At 43.4% G+C, this 19,146-nt stretch carries 16 protein-coding genes; 7 read left to right on the forward strand and 9 right to left on the reverse strand.

The annotated features are described in order from the left end of the window. Nucleotides 1–66: 66 nt before the first annotated feature. The 3 genes from IGK61_RS11460 to sfsA are packed head-to-tail and all read right to left on the reverse strand — an operon-like array spanning nucleotide 67 to nucleotide 3,101. Entirely contained in the window at nucleotides 67–1,341 is a 1,275-nt protein-coding gene (locus IGK61_RS11460; protein ID WP_074536764.1) for a DEAD/DEAH box helicase, read from the reverse strand. Between the two features lie 14 nt (nucleotides 1,342–1,355). Beyond that, nucleotides 1,356–2,357, reverse strand: a complete 1,002-nt coding sequence (locus IGK61_RS11465; protein WP_074536765.1) for a Gfo/Idh/MocA family protein — start codon at nucleotides 2,355–2,357, stop codon at nucleotides 1,356–1,358. 18 nt (nucleotides 2,358–2,375) lie between these two features. Further along, nucleotides 2,376–3,101: a DNA/RNA nuclease SfsA gene (gene sfsA, locus IGK61_RS11470; RefSeq protein WP_074536766.1), complete on the reverse strand. Its 726-nt coding sequence runs from the start codon at nucleotides 3,099–3,101 to the stop codon at nucleotides 2,376–2,378. A gap of 183 nt (nucleotides 3,102–3,284) precedes the next feature. On the opposite strand from sfsA, the gene IGK61_RS11475 reads away from it, so the two are divergent. The 3 genes from IGK61_RS11475 (at nucleotide 3,285) to IGK61_RS11485 (ending at nucleotide 5,588) form a co-directional block, all read left to right on the forward strand. Further along, a complete protein-coding gene (locus IGK61_RS11475; RefSeq protein WP_074536767.1) occupies nucleotides 3,285–3,629 on the forward strand; it encodes a DUF4828 domain-containing protein in 345 nt (114 codons plus the stop codon). A 214-nt stretch (nucleotides 3,630–3,843) separates the two neighbouring features. Next, nucleotides 3,844–4,008 carry a hypothetical protein gene (locus tag IGK61_RS11480; protein WP_005229460.1) on the forward strand — a complete coding sequence of 55 codons (165 nt, stop codon included), beginning with the start codon at nucleotides 3,844–3,846 and terminating at the stop codon, nucleotides 4,006–4,008. Nucleotides 4,009–4,253: 245 nt separating this feature from the next. Then, entirely contained in the window at nucleotides 4,254–5,588 is a 1,335-nt protein-coding gene (locus tag IGK61_RS11485) for a serine hydrolase (RefSeq protein ID WP_010749328.1), read from the forward strand. 52 nt (nucleotides 5,589–5,640) lie between these two features. Here the strand turns inward: IGK61_RS11485 and IGK61_RS11490 are convergent, their stop codons facing one another. Then, nucleotides 5,641–6,153 carry a GyrI-like domain-containing protein gene (locus tag IGK61_RS11490; protein WP_010749327.1) on the reverse strand — a complete coding sequence of 171 codons (513 nt, stop codon included), beginning with the start codon at nucleotides 6,151–6,153 and terminating at the stop codon, nucleotides 5,641–5,643. 124 nt (nucleotides 6,154–6,277) lie between these two features. Here IGK61_RS11490 and IGK61_RS11495 point away from each other — a divergent pair, with 124 nt between their 5' ends. Next, on the forward strand, nucleotides 6,278–7,477 hold the full coding sequence (locus IGK61_RS11495) for a YdcF family protein (RefSeq protein ID WP_074536768.1): 1,200 nt from the start codon (nucleotides 6,278–6,280) through the stop codon (nucleotides 7,475–7,477). Nucleotides 7,478–7,525: 48 nt separating this feature from the next. On the opposite strand, the gene IGK61_RS11500 is transcribed toward IGK61_RS11495, so the two are convergent. Further along, on the reverse strand, nucleotides 7,526–8,035 hold the full coding sequence (locus IGK61_RS11500) for an HD domain-containing protein (protein ID WP_005229452.1): 510 nt from the start codon (nucleotides 8,033–8,035) through the stop codon (nucleotides 7,526–7,528). A 124-nt stretch (nucleotides 8,036–8,159) separates the two neighbouring features. Then, nucleotides 8,160–8,921, reverse strand: a complete 762-nt coding sequence (locus tag IGK61_RS11505; protein ID WP_074536769.1) for a TrmH family RNA methyltransferase — start codon at nucleotides 8,919–8,921, stop codon at nucleotides 8,160–8,162. A 95-nt stretch (nucleotides 8,922–9,016) separates the two neighbouring features. Between IGK61_RS11505 and IGK61_RS11510 the strand changes: the two genes are divergently transcribed. The 3 genes from IGK61_RS11510 to IGK61_RS11520 all read left to right on the forward strand — a co-directional run bounded on the left by IGK61_RS11510 (nucleotide 9,017) and on the right by IGK61_RS11520 (nucleotide 11,397). Then, entirely contained in the window at nucleotides 9,017–9,295 is a 279-nt protein-coding gene (locus IGK61_RS11510; protein WP_074536770.1) for an acylphosphatase, read from the forward strand. A 124-nt stretch (nucleotides 9,296–9,419) separates the two neighbouring features. Continuing rightward, nucleotides 9,420–10,349 (forward strand): membrane protein insertase YidC, encoded by a 930-nt coding sequence (yidC, locus tag IGK61_RS11515; protein ID WP_010749323.1) that lies wholly within the window; start codon nucleotides 9,420–9,422, stop codon nucleotides 10,347–10,349. Between the two features lie 106 nt (nucleotides 10,350–10,455). Further along, on the forward strand, nucleotides 10,456–11,397 hold the full coding sequence (locus tag IGK61_RS11520) for an AEC family transporter (RefSeq protein WP_010749322.1): 942 nt from the start codon (nucleotides 10,456–10,458) through the stop codon (nucleotides 11,395–11,397). Nucleotides 11,398–11,597: 200 nt separating this feature from the next. On the opposite strand, the gene IGK61_RS11525 is transcribed toward IGK61_RS11520, so the two are convergent. The 3 genes from IGK61_RS11525 to rseP all read right to left on the reverse strand — a co-directional run bounded on the left by IGK61_RS11525 (nucleotide 11,598) and on the right by rseP (nucleotide 19,113). After that, nucleotides 11,598–15,947 carry a PolC-type DNA polymerase III gene (locus tag IGK61_RS11525; RefSeq protein ID WP_074536771.1) on the reverse strand — a complete coding sequence of 1,450 codons (4,350 nt, stop codon included), beginning with the start codon at nucleotides 15,945–15,947 and terminating at the stop codon, nucleotides 11,598–11,600. Nucleotides 15,948–16,065: 118 nt separating this feature from the next. Beyond that, nucleotides 16,066–17,775 carry a proline--tRNA ligase gene (locus IGK61_RS11530; RefSeq protein WP_074536772.1) on the reverse strand — a complete coding sequence of 570 codons (1,710 nt, stop codon included), beginning with the start codon at nucleotides 17,773–17,775 and terminating at the stop codon, nucleotides 16,066–16,068. Between the two features lie 69 nt (nucleotides 17,776–17,844). Further along, nucleotides 17,845–19,113, reverse strand: a complete 1,269-nt coding sequence (gene rseP / locus IGK61_RS11535) for an RIP metalloprotease RseP (protein ID WP_074536773.1) — start codon at nucleotides 19,111–19,113, stop codon at nucleotides 17,845–17,847. Nucleotides 19,114–19,146: the final 33 nt, after the last annotated feature.

A 19,146-nucleotide genomic window follows, 5' to 3' on the forward strand; every position in this document is an offset into this window, starting at 1 on the left:
TCGATAGCCTCCTCATTTTTTTACACACTAATAATAAACAACGTTAATGGTAACACAAAAAGACGCTCAATGGCGTCTTTTTCCTTTGTCTTTTTGCTTTTTCGTCTTTTTCTTGCTCTTTTTAACAGGAGTGTGTAAATTTTCAGGCGTTTTCTTGGAAATTTTCTGCACACTTGTTGTTTTCGTTTCTTTCTTGCTTTCTTTTTCGATAACAGGTGCTTCTGTGTGTAACTGTCCCCCATGCAGATAGACTTCCTTGAGTTCTATAGACAACTGATTGGCGATTTTTTTCAAATCCTTCAACGAATGGTCTTGAACGATCGTGACGACAGTTCCTTCTTTGCCCATTCTCCCAACGCGTCCTGCGCGGTGTAAATAGGATTCTTTTTCTAGAGGGACTTCTGTATTGATCACGTAAGGCAGATCCACGACATCTAAGCCGCGAGAGGCGACATCGGTCGTCAAAAGTTCCACTAGTTTGCCTTGACGAAAGCTCTCTAATGCGCCTTTTCGTGCAAGTTTGTTTTGATCAGATGCCAGAGAGGCCACCGGCAAGCCATGAAACAATAGCTTTTCTTCCGCATTCCCCATTGTGCTTAATTCATTGAAGAAAACCAAGGCTTGAAAGTTTGGTAAATGAGCAAAGCGTCTTAAAGCATCCACGATTCGTCGTTGCGGATAGTTCAAATAGTAATGATGGATGACGCCTTTGCTCTGATCTTCTTGGGTAACATCAATGATCAGCGGCTCTTTTGACACGAATGGTCGAATCTCATCGATCACTTCGTTCGCGGTTGCTGAAAAGAAACTATGCTGGATTTGTTTTGGTAATGTTTGATTGATCTTGGCTGCCAGGGTGAAGGCACCCTCTTTCAATAATTGGTCAACCTCATCCAATACCAACGATTGCAGCTGCTGGGTCTTGATTTTTTTGGCTTTGATCAACTCTAACACACGGCCTGGGGTACCGATCAAGACCTCGGGTTTGTCTTTTAGTTTTTCCACTTGGCGTTTTGTACTTGCGCCGCCAATTAGCGGCAGAACGGTCAAACCAATGGCTTGGGCCCATTCCCGTGCTACTTCTGTGACTTGCATCGCTAATTCTTGTGAAGAAGTCAAAATCAACAGCTGGTTGCCTTGCTTTTTTTCAACCTTTGTTAACAATGGCAAAAGATACGCCAAAGTTTTACCTGAACCGGTCGGTGAGATTCCTATGACAGACGCGCCGTCTTTTAAAGGACCAAAGGTTTTTTCTTGGATCAAGGACGGTGCGTGATACCCAGCCGCTTGCCATTTTTCCTGCCAGACGTCTGGCAATTGTGTCAATTCAAATACTGTCATAAATGTTCCATTCCTTATTTTTTATCTGCATCAAAAATGATGTCGGCCTGCTTACGCATCAAAGAGACGGTTTCATTGACACTGCGGGCAAGTTCCACCCATTCCTCATAGCGTTGTCCTTGTTTAGGATCATCTTTGTTTTCAATGATGTCTGCAAAGTCTTGCGCTTCTTCGATCATCGGATTGTCTAAAGCAGCGACTGCTAATGGATGCGTTTGTTTTGTTTGGCGTTCATAAAATGCTGCTTCTTCAATAGCATTGACGGCATTCAAATCTAATGTCCCGTCTTCAAAATAAATTTCTGATCGTAACTCTGAGTCAGCGATTTTGCCTGTTTGGATCGTGACATCAAAATCAGCATAGCGCAGCACAGCAGTCCCGATACCATCTACACCGGTCGGTAATTTGCGCGCAAAATAATGAACGTCCTGCGGTTTACCAAACCAAGCGACCGCCGCATATACTGGATACACACCCAAGTCGGCTAAAGCTCCGCCAGAAAAATGCGGAGAAAAGATATTTGGTTCCTCCCCAGCTAGTACAGCGTCATAACGAGACGAGTATTTCATATAAGAAAAGTTCGCCCCAAGAATGGCACCGCGTGTTGGTAAGAATTCGGCTACGGTTGAAAAACTCGCTTCATGAATGTTGCGAGCTGCTTCAAAGAATAAAACCTGTTGCTGATTTGCCAATTCGATGATCTCCGCCATTTCCTCAGGCGTTGAAAAGGCTGGCTTCTCCACAATGACATTTTTTCCTGCTAAAATCCCTTGCTTGGCTTGTTCAAAGTGCAAACTATTCGGAGACGCGATGTAGACCGTGTCCATATGAGCTAACCCAAAAAAAGTGGCCAAATCGGTCGCATATTCGATGTCTCCGTATTTTTCCCCAAAGCGTTGCGCTGTGGCTAATTTCCTTGAGTATACGGCTACCAATTGATACCGTTTGGTTTCGTGGGCTGCTTGTACAAATTGATCGGTGATCCAATTTGTGCCGATAATCCCTAAATGAATCATGTGTTTTCCTTCTTTCTTCTATAGATTGGGGTCGTCAAATTCGACGTTCAAATCAAAAGGGATCGGTTCTTTGACCGCGATCATCCCTTGGTTTACCTGGCAATTATAAGCAAACACTTCGACACCTTTGCTTTGCGCTTCAGCGATCTTATCGGCCAGATCCGGCTGCATCTGCCGATGGATCGTGGCGCTTTGCACCACTTCAAATTGGATCATGAACAAAACCGCCGCATAATAGCCTGCTTCTTTGGCATGGATCAATTCATTGACGTGTTTCAAGCCGCGAATCGTTGGCGCATCTGGGAAAGCGCCGATTTGCTTGTTTTCAAGTGTCATCCCTTTAATTTCTATAAACCCTTTTTCTTGTTCGTCTGTTTCAAAATAAAGATCAAACTTAGACATCCCATAGACGACTTCACGCCGCAAGAGGGCAATTTTCCCTTTGATATTTGGCAACTGGATCGTGCCATCCAAAAGGCCTTCATAGCCTAACCGATTGGGTACTTGACTATCAATATTGATCCATTGGTCTTCTTTCTTGACTGAGATCAAATCGTAATTGGTTTTACGCTTCGGATTGTCCCAATATTGGAGGGTCACGAGTGCCCCTTTGTGCAAGAGTTCTTTTCCTCGTCCCGTATTTTTCACATGGACGATCTCTTCTTGCCCATCGACTAGACATCGGGCAATGAATCGGTTGTCTCGAACGAGAAACGTGGCTAAGAGGGTATTCGGATAATTCATTTTCTCACCTGCTCTTTTGAATCATAGCATATTTTGATAAAAACTTCTAAACTTCAAACTAAAGTACCATGCTTTTTTACCTTCTCATGGTATACTTATGGCAATTATTTTCTAGTGTGCAGAAGCGGGCATCTTGTTCACAAGGTGCAACTAGATGAATCGTAAGTGATAGGACGTGTATAAATGAAGAAAAGGTCTCTATTGATTGGTTTATCTCTAGCAACGGGCGTGGTCAGCTCCTTGCTGTTGCGAAAGGAAAAACAAAAAAATGAAAACCGCCAAAATTTCATTGGAAATTGGCGTTTTACTTCAAAGACAAAAGAAGATGTCATTTTAGAAATTGCCAATGATTATTCATTGACCATCGAAGGCAAACCGTTGCCTGTTTCCATTGTTGAACTGACTCCGATGCGATTAGTGTTACTGGACACATTTGGCTATCATTTAGTCCTGGAACAAAAAAGCTCCGTTATTACTTTATATGATGAAGCAGAAGATTGCCACTATTCTTTGACAAAAATCGCCTAAGGGACATGAGAAGATCGAGTTCATGTTTTCTTCACATTTTCTTCGGTCAATTCTCAGACTTTTTATCAGCATTTCCTGGCAATCCATGCTATCATTAACTTAACAAGTGGTTGAACAAGGTGTTCCGTTGAGTGATGTTTGATCGTTCATAGATTAAGGTGTAGGTTCGATTCCTACCTTCCACATTTATTTTAAACAGAAAGAAGGGATTTTTATGTTAACGACCTTTATTTCACTCTTTTCCATCTTTGCTTTAGCTGCGTTACTAGCTGGGACATTCTTTTTAGCAAAATTGGCCATGCAACAAGAAACGAGAGCAGTGAAAGTTCCCGTCAGAGCCCAAAACCAAAACCCGAGAATCCATTCCAATCGTCGCTAAGTGAAATCGTTTGACCCGATGTCAATTCAGAAAAACTTGTCTTCTTTATTAAATAGGAAGGCAAGTTTTTTTTGCTGTCTGTTGCCCTTAGGTCTTCTAAGTTGAAATGGTTTAACAACGCCCATTCCCCCTTTGAGCGGTCTTCTCGCAATTAAATGCTAAGTTTTCTCTTAGAGTATTGCAACAGCGGATACTCTTTGTTAAAATTTTTGCTTAGATACAACTTAAAAGGAGCTACTACATATATGCAGAAAATAACCAAGTTCGGGTATTCCTTCGTTGCTGCTTTGGCAATCCTCTTTGCTGCTGTCGGCATCCCCCTCGTTTCATATGCTGATGATACAGCAATGAGCATCGAAGAGATCCAAGATTTTTCGATTGACGCCAAAGCCGCCTACTCCATTGATTTTGACACAGGGAAAGTATTGTATGATCAAGATGGCGAGACAGCCATGGGTATTGCCTCCATCACCAAGATCATCAGCCTCTACCTTGTCGCTGAGCAAGTAGAACAAGGAACGATCGCTTGGGATGATCCTGTGCCGATTTCCGATTATGCCGCAAATCTCAGCGTGTCCCCTAACTTATCAAATGTCCCTTTGCATCAAGACGTTACCTATACTGTAAAAGATCTGTATGATGCCAGTTATATCCAATCTGCAAATGCTGCAATCGTCGCGCTCGCGGAGCTGATTGCTGGGTCTGAAAGTGCCTTTGTGGATTTAATGCAAGAAAAAGTGCAATCATGGGGCATCACCGATGCAAAGATCGTCAATGCTTCTGGCTTAAACAATGCTTATCTTGGGGAAAATATTTACCCAGGATCAACTTCAACTGATGAAAACGAACTATCCGCAAAAGATGTGGCATTGATTGCCCGTCATTTGTTACAAGACTTTCCAGATGTTTTGGAAGTAACCAGCCTTTCAACAAAACAATTTGGTGAAGGTTCCTATTCGCCTGTCGAGATGGTCAATTGGAACTGGATGCTTCCAGGTTTTACGAATACGAAAGATGGTGTCGACGGTCTGAAGACTGGTACGACAGATATGGCAGGTGCCTGTTTTGTCGGAACCGCCGTCAAAGATGGCCAACGAATCATCACCGTGGTGCTAAACGTCAATGGTCATGCAGAAAATCCAAGTGTTCGTTTTATTGAAACAGGCCGTTTGATGGATTACTCGTTTGATGCTTGGGAACAAGTAGAGATTTTACCAGAAAATGCGCAATTAGAAGATACCCAGACGGTTGCAGTCAAAGATGGGAAAGAATTGAGTGTGCCCGTTGCCTTAAATCAAGGTTTGACCTTATGGGTACGTGGAGATATGGATGCCACAGCCTTTGAAACAACCATTGACTTTAATGAGCATTATCGTGATTCTGCCCTGCAAGCGCCATTGACTGAGGGCACAGAAGTCGGTACCGTAAGTGCTTCGATTCCAGCTGATACGCTTGGTTATATTGATGATTCCGATCATGACGAGACTGCAGGATTGATCACAACACAAACGGTGGAAAAAGCCAACATCTTTGTTCGTGCTTGGCGCGGCGTGTCCAACTTTTTCAGTAATCTTTTTTAACCTAAACAAAAAAATCTGTCCGAAGCAAAGACTGCTTCTCGGACAGATTTTTTTATTCTACTGTTTCCACCGTTGCTGTTGCCAATGGCTCCACAGGGAAAAACAATTCAACTTCCCCCTCCTTAAAATGAGGAAGATACCTTTCTTGGATGGCAGCTGACAACTGGACGTTGTTTTCTGGTAAAACTTCCATCAGCATTTTTTCAGTCATCATCGTTAAGTTTTTTTCATCCGTTTTTACAACGAGATAGGTCATTGCGGGCATTTCCCAACGGACCCAACCGACAGGAGGAAAATTTTCTGTCTGGACTTGAACGCCTGCCAAGTAGCGACCGGTTTCTTGCCAAGGCTCTAACCAATTGGTGCCATCACTCATCAAGCCCCAAAATTCCAGTTCTTCTGCCTTTTGATCACTTACGAGAAATTCGATCTCTTCAAAATCCTTTGTTGCAAGTTCCCAGAGCGCTGGTACCCAAGAAGCACCTTCTTCTGCTAACCCCTTGCCCTCTTTTCCAATCACATAAAAAGCGGGTCGTTCGACGCGAATCACTTCACCTAATTGCATGTTCCTTCCTCCTTCTTTCCTTCATTTTAGCGAATTGCAAGAAATTCAGCAACTTTGACCTTAGCAACAAGCAATTTCTGTCATTTTTCGGTATACTAAGTGTATCGTTAAAGGAGTGAAAAACATGGATTTTACGCAATTGCTGATTTTTGCCATCAGCTATGTGTCGGGCGTGATCGTCGTTCAAAAATGGCGCAAGAAAAAAGATGATCCGGATATTTTCTTTTTTGAATGTTGTTGGACGATCTTAGCCCTGCTAATTTATTTAGCTGTCTCAGAATTACGGACAGGTAGTTTCTTTATTCTGATACCCGTCGCCTTCGCCGGCCTTTTTTTATTTTCTTATCGGCGCAACAAGCATCAACTCGTAAATGGCTTACTCTTTAATATGTTTGTGTTGGCTTTTGGCGGCTATTTAGTCATTAATTTATACCGAACCCAAGATATTCTTGTAGGTGGCCTATTGGCTGTTTTACTAGCGATTTTCTTTGCTGTACTATTATTCGGTTTGGCAACGCTCGTGGTCTTTCTTTACTGGAATTCCATTATTGTTCTACGAAGAGAATCGCGATCGATCGCCAATCTATTGACCCTGATCTTAGCGGTGGTTTTGACTGTATTACTATTTTCAGATACCCTTTTGCACTTTTTCCCAGATTGGATCCGAACCTTATTCGGCATTGTTCCCCTAAGTCTTTTGTATCTGTTTGTAGTCTTTTTGAACTTTTTATCCATTTCAGTCATTTATCAGTTCAACCATCCTCGCTATAATCAGGACTTTATCATCGTCTTAGGAGCAGGCCTTTTGAATGGCACCACGGTCTCCCCTTTATTGGCAAAACGCATCAATACAGCGATCTCGTTCTACGAAGCGCAATTTAAAGCCAAAAAAACCGCTCCTCGATTACTGATGTCAGGCGGACAAGGAAGCGATGAGCAGCTGCCGGAAGCTGTTGCTATGAAAGACTATGCGATTGCCCAAGGCGTACCAGAAGGTGAGATTTTATTGGAAACAAATTCCACGACTACTTATGAAAACATGAAATTTTCGAAAGAAATCATGGATTCGCTTAAGCCAAAGGGCTACAAAGCAATCTTTGCCTCAAACAATTACCATATTTTTCGTGCCGGTCTCTATGCGGATCAAGCCCAACTTAAAGCGGATGGCATCGGAGCACCTACTGCCTTTTACTATTTACCGAATGCCTTTTTAAGAGAATTTGTGGCAATCCTTTTTATGCACAAACGACGACATTTAACGGTATTGATCACCTTACTGATTCTCTATGCAGGAGCAGCGATCCTCCAACTTATTTTTGGCTAAACAAACAAAAAAAGTTCTTTGAACCAGTTGGTTCGAAGAACTTTTTTCTTATTGAATCGTGCGATGTTTCTTCCAGAAGCGTTGTTGCCATTTTTCTTTCATGCTGTCTGTAAGGGGTTCTGATGCTTCTTTGATCGCACAATATTTGTCCACCATCGTGACGATATAGCTTTCTTTATAGCGTGGCGGTGCAATCGTTGCTCCCCACATATGTTTCAAGATGATATCTTTTTCAAGATCACTAAGTTCAGTGATTTTTTCGGCATTTTTTACTGCGATTCGTGGATGCATGTACGCATGGGTACCTTCGTCAAACTTTGTAGTACGCCAATCGTAATAAAATAAATCATGAAGGAGTCCTGCACGAGCTGTTGCACGAGCATCGCCGCCCCATTTCTTGGCCAATTTGTAACTATAATAAGAGACGCTGATCGAATGTTCCAAACGTGTGGAGTTCATATGCTGCACAAAATTGGCTAATTTTTTTACAGCTTCTGTTTCTAACAGGTCAGCCACGTAAGACATATATTCGCTATCTTCTTGCCATTTTTCTGTCATAAATTTTTGTCTGCCACCTTTTTTTGATCTGCTTGATTGTTACAAGACAAAGTATAGCACCTATTCCTGCAAGTTTCTAGGTGAGGTGCAATAGATTCAAATAGTTTAACAGTTCCTTAAAAATCTAGCTGACAGCAAAATACATCAAAATACCTGCCGCAATGGCGACGTTCAATGATTCCGCCTGACCATAGATAGGAATATATAGATTTTTATCGGTCAATGCCAACAGTTCCTGATTGACCCCTTGCCCCTCGTTGCCTAAAATGAAGGCAGCCGCTTGTTCTTTAGGAAGCTCGGTATAAGGGACTGCTTCTTTGTTTAACTCGGTACCATAAATCGCCACACCAGCTGCCTGCAGCTGCTTTAAAAATGGCGGGATCGCTCCTTCTACGATCGGCAGATGATAGTTGCTACCTTGCATGCTGCGCAAGACTTTGGTGCTGTAGAGATCGGCTGTTCCTTCGCCGAGAAAAACCCCGCTGAATCCAGCGGCATCCGCTGTTCGAATCATGGTGCCAACGTTTCCAGGATCTTGCACATTATCTAAAATCAGCCAATTGCCCGTCAGTGTCTGTAAGTCTTGTTCTTGCTTTTCCACCACGGCAAAAATCCCTTGTGGTGTTGGCAAATCAGAAAGCATCGCTGCGATCTCCTCTGTGATCAAATAGCTTTCTTCCTGATAATCATCGAGTTGCCCGTTGGCTTCACTTAACCCTCGCGGGGTCACCAACAATGCTTTGATGGGTACTTGTGCATGCAATGCTTCTTGCACCAAATGCCAGCCATCAATCAAATAGCTATTGGTTTGTGTCCGATGTTTTTTTTGTGTTAGTTTTTTGATTTCCTTGATAAAGGTATTTTTTTTCGATTGAATTTCTTTCATCTTGTCACCTCGATTCATTATAGCATGAGTCAATCGATCTAACTTGTTCTTTTACTGAAAAAACGCTATCATATAAAGCAGAGGAGGGATTGTCCATGAAGAAACTACGAATCCATGTGCAAGGACGTGTCCAAGGCGTCGGCTTTCGTTATACCACAAAAATGCTTGCCGATCAGTTGGGCGTCACCGGATCTGTAAAAAACGAAGCGGATGGTTCTGTTTCGATTGAAGCAATTGGCGATGACAATGCCATCGATGCCTTTGTTGCTGGGGTTAAGGATTCTCCTTCACCCGCTGGGAAAGTAAATCAGATCGACATCCAACCAGACGATGCTATCAAAGAGCGTAGGAGTTTTGATGTAGTGTACTATTAACAATTGAATGTTTTCTAAGTCGAAAGATTGATTTTTCAATGAATTTCTCTTTGTACATTGAAATAGTCGGTCTTTTTTAGTATAGTTATTTTTGTCTAAATTTATTGTGAAGAGGAAGAATAGAATGTCTAAAATGAATAAATGGCTGCTTTCATCAGGATTATTTGGCCTGTTATTAGCATTATCAGGCTGTGTCAGTACCAATGCTGATGGTACGCCGAAAGAAACAGGAATGATTTATCGCTTTTTGGTGAAACCATTAGGGGATATGATCACGATGCTCGTAGAAAACTTCAACTGGTCTTACGGCTGGGCGATCATCGCGGTAACGATCGTTGTCCGTGTCATTATCTTACCATTAGGGATCCATCAGTCTCGAAAAACGATGGTTCAAAGTGAAAAAATGCAGTTTCTGAAACCTCAAGTGGATATTGCGCAAGCCAATTTGAAAAAAGCAACCACTCGGGAAGAACAAATGCAAGCGCAAGCGGAGATGCAAAAAATTTACTCTGAAAACAACGTCAGTATGTTTGGCGGTATCGGATGTCTCCCTTTGCTGATTCAGATGCCGATCTTCTCTGCTCTTTATTTCACCGCTCGTTACACACAAGGAATCCAAAACTCTGAATTCTTTGGCGTATCATTAGGCGACCCAAGTATCCTCTTTGTGGCGATTGCTGGTCTTTCCTACTTGGCACAAGGATATATCTCAACCATCGGGATTCCTGAAGAACAGAAAAAAACGATGAAAACCATGTTGATCGTTTCTCCATTGATGATCGTTTTCATGTCCATGAGTGCACCAGCTGGTGTGACACTTTACTGGGTAGTTGGTGGGGTCTTCAGTTGTATCCAAACGTTTATCACGAATGTCATCATGAAACCAAAAATTCGTGCCCAAGTCGAAGCGGAAATGAAAGCAAATCCGCCTAAAACGGTAGTTACGCCTCGTAAAGACGTAACGCCTGAAAAAACAGAAGCTGTCAAAAAAGCGTTGAACACGACAAAGCCTAACGGAAAAGGTCGTAACGCTGGCAAGCAGCAACGGAAGTAATTCTTGACCAAATCGCTCATTGAGCGGTTTGGTTTTTTGTTGTTTTCAAATGGGAATCAGTTGCTTCTTCTATTGCCTTTCGCTATAGTAAATGAGAGGTGAGCGCATGTTTCAAGCATATATCAATATTTTTGTCATTTTCAGTCTCATGTTTATCGGTTATTGGTTGTCTTACAAACAATGGTTTTCTAATCGAACCGCCGATACGTTTTCAAAACTGGTGTTAAATGTCTCATTACCCGCCAATATGTTTTTGACGATCATTAAAAACTTTACGAAAGACGAGTTTCTCTCATTAGTTTCCGGGATGATCATCCCTTTGCTTTCCATGATGATCACTTACTTCGCCGGTTATTTATGGCGCCGTTTCGCGCAAGTTGAAACCAAACACCAAGGGGCATTTTCCGCCATGTTTACCTTTTCCAATACGATCTTCATCGGCTTACCGATCAATTTAGCTATTTTTGGTGAAAAAGCCGTTCCCTATGTATTGTTGTACTACATCGTAAATACGACATTATTTTGGACCATCGGTATTTTTGAGTTAGCAAAAGATAACCCCGATTTCGGCGAAGCCCGCATTTCCTTTCATCCATTGGTCATGCTAAAAAAGATTTTTTCGCCAGCCTTGATTGGTTTCATTATCGGCTTGATCTGGATGCTGTTCACATTACCACTGCCCTCCTTTGTTGATGGGCTTGGAAGCTACCTAGCAGATTTAACGACGCCTCTATCAATGTTTATTATCGGGATCATCGTGTACTTTGGCGGGCTCAAGAACTTGCGAATGACCAAAGACATTGCTGGTGTCTTGTTTGGTCGCTTCATTCTTTCGCCCCTCGTTGTATGGCTATTAAGCAGAATCATCCCTGTTCCTGAATTGATGCTTTCTGTGTTTATTATTCAAGCCTCTATGCCCGTCCAAAACTCTGTCCCGATCCTTGTACGAAACTACCAAGGGGATGAAGAATTTGCAACTTCATGTCTAGGCTATTCCGTCTTACTGTACATGGTGTATCTGCCTGTTTTGCTTTTTTTCTTTTTTTAGCTAGTTAACGAACTTTGTCGAAAAATACTCGTTACCAAAGGCATTCGCTTCTTTCGGTAACGAGTATTTTTCTGATTTTCGCCAGATTGTGGCTGCTTGGGTCGATTTAACAAACAAGACAAAAAAGCCCATCATGCAGAAACTAGCTATACTAGATGCTGCAATGATGGGCTTATTTTTTTAAGTGAACAGCCGTTGGCTTACAACATATCGAACAACGACAACTGATTTTCATCTGGTAGATCTTTTAGAACACCGTTATCCGTCATGTATTCAATCAATGTCTTAGAAACTTTCCCGCGATTGGCGAGGTCTTCTTTCGATAAGAAGGGACCATCTTTTCGTGCTTCCACGATTTGTTTCGCTACGTTCAGCCCTAAACTCGGTACTGCTCGGAACGGTGCGATCAATTTTTTCCCATCGATCACGAAATTTTCTGCATCGGATTTATACAGATCGATCATTCCAAATTCATAGCCGCGCTCCAGCATTTCATTGGCTAATTCCAGAACCGTCAACAGATTTTTTTCTTTCGTTGACGCATCCATTCCTTTGTCATTGATTTCTTGCATCCGTTCTTTTACGGCATCTTTTCCTTTTGACATAGCAATCAAATCAAAGTCATCCGCCCGGACAGAGAAATAAGCACAGTAATAGAGAATTGGGAAGTACACTTTAAAGTAAGCCACCCGCAACGCCATCAAAACATACGCCGCCGCATGGGCTTTCGGGAACATGTACTTGATCTTCGAACAAGAATCGATATACCATTCAGGGACATTGTTCTCCCGCATCGCTTGCAAGTAAGTATCCCGCAAGTCGTCAGGGATCTTGTTCCATTGTCCTTTACGGACCGTCTCCATGATTTTAAAGGCCATCCCGTCATCTAAGCCGGCATGGATCAAATACACCATGATATCATCCCGACAGCCGATTACTTCCGCTAGGCTGGCATCTCCGCGACGGATCAATTCTTCCGCATTGCCCAACCATACATCGGTACCATGGGAAAGACCAGAGATCTGCAAGAGCTCAGCAAAGGTCGATGGATGGGTTTGATCCAACATCCCCCGCACAAAGCGTGTACCAAATTCTGGGATGCCTAATGTACCTGTTTTTGAGTAGATCTGCTCTTCAGTCACACCTAGCACATCCGTACCACCAAAAATACGCATCACTTCCGGATCATCCGTGGGGATCGTTTTAGGATCGATTCCTGATAAATCCTGTAGCATCCGAATCACCGTCGGATCATCGTGTCCCAGGATATCCAGCTTCAAGATATTGTCATGAATCGAATGGAAATCAAAGTGGGTCGTTTTCCACTCTGCATTTTGATCATCCGCTGGGTATTGGATTGGGGTGAAATCATAGACATCCATATAGTCTGGAATAACGATGATCCCCCCCGGATGCTGACCAGTCGTCCGTTTGACGCCAGTGGCGCCTTTTGCCAGGCGATCGACTTCGGCTGCTCGATAATGAAGATTATGATCGCGCTCAAAGCCTTTTACGAAACCAAAGGCTGTTTTATCGGCTACGGTACCGATCGTTCCTGCACGATAGACGTATTCTTCACCGAAGAGTACTTTCGTATAGTTATGGGCTTCTGGCTGATATTCCCCTGAGAAGTTCAAATCGATATCGGGTACTTTGTCGCCATGGAAGCCAAGAAACGTTTCAAAAGGAATATCATGGCCATCTTTGTTCAGACGAGTGCCGCATTTTGGACACTTTTTCTCTGGCATATCATAACCAGAACCATACGAGCCGTCTTCATAAAACTCAGAATACTGGCAATCGGGACAATAATAATGAGGAGCTAATGGATTGACCTCAGTGATCCCCGTCATGGTTGCCACGAAACTAGAACCAACTGATCCCCGTGAGCCTACTAGATAGCCGTCTTCATTGCTTTTATGAACCAGTTTTTGTGAGATCAAATAGATCACGGAAAAGCCGTTCCCAATGATCGAATCAAGCTCTTTTTTCAAACGTTTTTCTACGATCTCTGGCAATGGATCGCCGTATAACTCTTTGGCACGGTTGTAACTTAAGTCGGTGATCTCTTGTTCAGATCCGGGAATCTTTGGTGTATACAGATCATCTTTTACCGGAATGACTTTTTCACAGAGATCAGCGATTTTATTCGGGTTCGTCACTACAATTTCTTTCGCTACTTCTGGACCTAAAAACTGAAAAGCGGTCAGCATCTCATCGGTTGTTCGGAAGTGTACATCCGGTAAACTATGTCGATTCAAGGGATTGGCGCCCCCCATCGAATTGATCAAGACCTTACGATAAATGGCATCTTCTTCGTTCAGGTAGTGGGCATTCCCAGTAGCCACAACGATTTTCCCTAACTCTTCCCCCATCTTTACCAGATTCCGAATGATGTCTTCTAGGTCTTTTTCGCTTTTCACGAGCTCCGTTTCCAGAAGATGGGCATAAACTGCTTTGGGCATGACTTCGATATAGTCATAAAACTTGGCAAGTTCCCGCGCTGCATCGACCCCTTTTTGCATCATTGCGACAAAGACTTCTCCTTTATCACAAGCGGTTCCGACTAACAATCCTTCCCGCAATTTCACCAATTCTGAACGTGGGATTCGTGGGACTTTATCATGGAAGTACTTCACATTCGACATCGAGATCAGCTTGAATAAATTTTTCAATCCTGCCTGTGTTCGAGCTAAGATCGTGGCATGGAAGGGTCGAGCTGCTTTGTAGGAGTTCTCGCCCCCCACGTGTCGGTTCAAATCTTCGTGAAGTAGCATGTCATGTTTTTCCATCGCTTCTTTGACAAAGATCCACGCTAAATGACCGGTTGCCTCGGCATCGTAGATCGCTCGGTGATGTTGCTCCAAACTAACGCCGAATTTTTTGGAAAGGACACCTAAACCGAATCGCTTAAACTCTGGATACAAATAACGAGCGAGTTCCAATGTATCAATGACGGGATTTTCCGCTTCTGGAATACCGTATTTTCGATAACTGGTATTTAAGAAGCCCATATCAAATGACGCATTGTGGGCAACTAAAATGGCTCCTTCAGAAAACTCACGGAACAAACGTAAGACTTCTTCTTCTGATTTTGATCCGCGAACCATTTCATCGGTGATTCCCGTCAGTTCTACGGTCGTTCGTGATAACGGATGACCTGGATCGATAAATTCATCAAAGGATGCCTCCACGTTGCCTTTATGCATCCGCACAGCAGCCAACTCAATGATGGTGTCGTATACTGCAGACAACCCAGTGGTCTCCACGTCAAACACGATATAAGTAGCATCGGTCAATGGAACAGGCTGAGGATTGTAGGCAACCGCTACGCCGTCATCCACGATATTGGCTTCCACACCGTAAAGAATTTTAACACCAGCCTTTTCTCCTGCATGATGGGCATCAGGGAACCCTTGTGCGCCACCATGATCGGTGATCGCAATCGCCTTATGGCCCCATTTGCCTGCTTGAGCGACAAAATCCGCCACGTTGTTGGTGGCATCCATCGTACTCATATTGGAATGCAGGTGGAGTTCGACCCGTTTCTCGCCTTCAGGTGCATAGTCTTTGCGGGCTTCGTGTTTGACTTCCAGCAAATCTTGCGCATTCATAACGAGATCTCGCATGAAGGTATCTTCTTGGACGCTACCGCGTACTTTGACCCAACTACCTTTGGCGATGGCATCAAAGACTTGTTCATCTTTTTCATTGTTGGAGAATTTTTTCACACTAAACGATGACGTATAGTCGGTGATTTTTAAGATCAAAATCTTCCGTTTTGAGCGCAGTTCGCGGACTTCTTTATCAAAGACATAGCCTTGGATCGTGACCCGACGTTCTTCCTCAATGATATTGATCATCGGTGTCACAGGTTCGTCTGCGGGAATATTACGTCCAAGCGCGATCGGTCCGTCAAATTCGACTGTTTTGACTTCTTTTTTGCGTTGCTCGTGCGCCATTAAGTTCTCAGCAGCTTGTTGTTGGAACGCTGCTGTTTGCTCTTCCTTGCGTGCTTCAAGTTCTTTTAAGGCCGCCTCCGCTTGCTCTTGATCTAGCTGCGGCAAGATCCGAAATTTTTGAAAGCCGAAGGTACTATAATTTTCCTCAATGATCGGCAAGTACTGCTGCTGCAAAATCGTGATGACCGCATCATTGTTGACTGGCAAAATCACTTTGTTCTCTTGCAGCACAGGCATTTGGTTTTTGATCACTTGATGAACCAATGGCCGATCACAATTTTGATTGGCTAACGCCAATGGCCAATATTCTTGAATGAATTGCTCATCAAAGGAACCATCTTGAGCTTCAATGATGATACGAACTTCCGCAATCTCTTTAAACGCCAATTCAATATGTTGTTTAAAGGACTGATACACCATCACCGGTACTAAACGTTCAAATTGGAAATAAAACGTCCACGCTTTTGATTGTCGATGCACGGTCACTTGTTTGATTTGGGCAGTCTGCATCAACGGATGCTGCCGAAGATTTGGGGCAGCTGCAATTTGGTCTAATAATATCTCAAAGGTCTCTCTTTCTTTTGACAATTGAAGATCCTCCTTTTCTCAGTACTCACTAGTATACCTCTTTTTGCCCTCATTTTCATTAAAAAATCGAGAAAGGATTTCCTCTCTCGATCTACTATTCATTCTTGTTCGTTCCTGTTTATTCCTGATTGGCTAACAAAATCGTCAGGGTCGAAGCGACTTCTTCTTTTCTCACTTCAACGGTCGCACCAGTATGCTTGATTTTGATCTCTACGATGCCTTCTACGGCTTTTTTACCGATAGTCAAGCGAATCGGACAGCCAATCAAATCGGCATCTGCAAATTTGACCCCTGCACGTTCATTGCGGTCATCTACCAGCACTTGATAGCCTACTTGGTTCATCATTTCTTCTACTTCTTCACTTAAGGCATTTTGATAGCTATCTTCAATCGACGTTTGAATGATATGCACATCAAATGGGGCAATTTCTTGGGGCCAATCGATCCCAAACTCATTGCCGTATTGTTCGACGATCGTTGAAAGCAGCCGAGAAACCCCCAGCCCATAACAGCCCATGATGATTGGTTGCTCATCGCCGTTTTCATCGACAACCGTCGCTTCTTGCGCCTCACTGTACTTGGTTCCTAACTTGAAGATATGCCCAACTTCGATTCCTCGCGTAAAGGTTAAGGTTCCTTTTCCATCTGGGGAAGGATCACCTTCTTGAACCAAGCGAAAATCGGCAAAGGCTAATGGTTGAAAATCACGCCCCACATTCGCATTGAGATAATAGCTTTGTTTTTCTGCCGCTGGAACGATCAGATTCGCCATATCTTGGACATGCTGATCGGCGTACAACTGGATCGAATCAGCAAGCGCAATGGGACTACGCAGCTGCGTCTCACTCGTCAGATAAGACTCCGCTTCCTCAACAGTCAGCACCTTCACTTGATCAGCAGCTAAATAATGCTTGACCTTTGTTTCATTGAGGCTGTGATCGCCTCGTAATAACACCATAATGACTTGCTCGTCAACGAGTAATAAAGAAACTTGAACGATTTTTTGCAAGTCTGTTTCGTATGCCTGCGCCAGCGCCTCTAACGTTAAAGGCTCATCCTGTACGACTTTTTGTAATTCTAAATAGGTCTCGTGAGATTTTTTGGCGATGTATTGACTGGTTGCTAATTTCCAATTGGCGACATAATCGCTTTCGGTCGAGTAGCAGATCAGCTCTTCGCCGATCCCCGACAATGCCAAAAATTCTTTCGAATCTCTGCCACCCATCAAGCCATTATCCCCAACCACTGCCCGATACTCGATCCCACAGCGTTTCAATATTGCATGATAAGCCATTTCGTAACGATTATAGGTTTGATCTAAGCTGGCTTCATCGGCATGAAAGGAATAGCCATCTTGCATGATAAATTCGCGGCTGCGGATCAATCCAAAGCGCGGCCGCTGTTCGTCCCGATATTTCGTTTGGATCTGATACAAGCTCAATGGCAGCCGTTTATAAGACGTGATCTCGTTTTTGATCAATGTCGTAAACGGCTCTTCATGAGTAGGTCCTAAAACGATCTCTCGTTCGTTTCGATCGGTTAATCGATACAAGGATTCACCATACAATGAGGCACGTCCTGACTCCTTCCATGGCTCATACGGAAGCAAAGAAGGCATCGCCATCTCTACGGCATCGATTTGTGCCAATTCTTCACGGATGACCCGCTTGATCTTTTCTAACACCCTTTGTGCTAGCGGCAAGTAAACATAAATGCCTGCCGCCACTTGTCGAATATACCCTGCCCTAACTAACAGTTGATGACTTAACGTCTCCGCATCGCTGGGGGTTTCCCGCAATGTCGGAATCAAACATTTTGACTGTTTCATTTTTTTCTCCTTTGCTACAAAAAATCATGTTCACCCGATCAACAATTGATTTGCTTGTGCGTCTTATTTTTAAAAGAAGAAACGTTGAATATCATTCCAGGTAACGAGAACCATCAGCAGCATCAAAAACCCAAACCCAATCAGAGTAATGATGCCTTCTTTTTCTTGGCTGATTGGCTTGCCTCGCAAACCTTCTAAAATATTTAAAACCAGCTTACCGCCATCCAATCCAGGAATCGGTAATAAATTAAAGATCCCCAAGTTGATAGAAATCATCGCCATCATCGCGATCACCGTTGTGACACCTTGCGATGCGGCTTGAGAAGACAGTTGGAAAATCGCAACCGGTCCACCCAATTTATTGATATCTGGTTGGGCAATCAAGTTGCCGACTGCTCTAAAAATCACCAGTGAATTGTCAATGGTCGTTTGCAAGCCACCCAGTAAGATATCTCCGATCCCAGTTTTTAAGGAAGCGGTGATCCCTAAGAAACCAATCGTGGTCTCCCCTGATTCTTGACTCGCAGGAGTTGCCGTCAAATCAAGTGTTTCTGATCCTCGTTTGACTGCTAGAGCAATCTGAGTATCTGGGTACTTTTGGATCTCAGTCGTTAATTCTGACCAGTTGGAAACATCGACACCTTCGACAGCTAAGATTTCATCGCCATTTTGCAGCCCTGCTTCAGCTGCCGGTGTTCCTGCTTCGATTCCTGTCACGATGGTTGCATCTTGATTCGCAACACCACCTTGTGCAAACACCAACCCAGTGAATAAGACCAAGGATAAAATAAAGTTGTTCATCGGTCCAGCAAAATTCGTCAACATTCGCTGCCAAAGCTTTGCGGACTGGAATTGAACGTCTTTAGGTGCGATCCGAACTTCAACGCCATCTTCATGAATGATCGTTGCATCATGATCCACAGCGTACGTAACCGCTTCTTGTTCATTGCCATTGATGAACCCTGTGATCGTCAACTTCTCCTCCAAGTCAAAGTCGGTCACTTCCATAGGGATCGCTTGCGGCAATTGGATCTTTTTGCTCGTATTGATTTTGATAACTTTGCCAGTTGCATCTTGAACCAAGGAGACTGGCATACCTGGTGTTAATTCTGTTTCATCTTCACCCCAGCCCGCCATTTGGACATACCCGCCTAATGGCAGCATCCGAATCGTGTAGGTCGTCCCATCTTTCGCTTGATGCGCGAACAATTTAGGCCCCATACCGATGGCAAACTCTCTTACTAAAATACCTGCCCGTTTTGCAAAGAAGTAGTGTCCAAACTCGTGAATCACTACCACTACGGAAAAGATAATGATAAATACAAGTATCGTTTTCATGCTCGTTCCTCTCTTTCACAGCATCCCTCTCAT

The organism is Enterococcus sp. AZ063, from assembly GCF_051715045.1.
GTDB lineage: Bacteria > Bacillota > Bacilli > Lactobacillales > Enterococcaceae > Enterococcus_D > Enterococcus_D casseliflavus.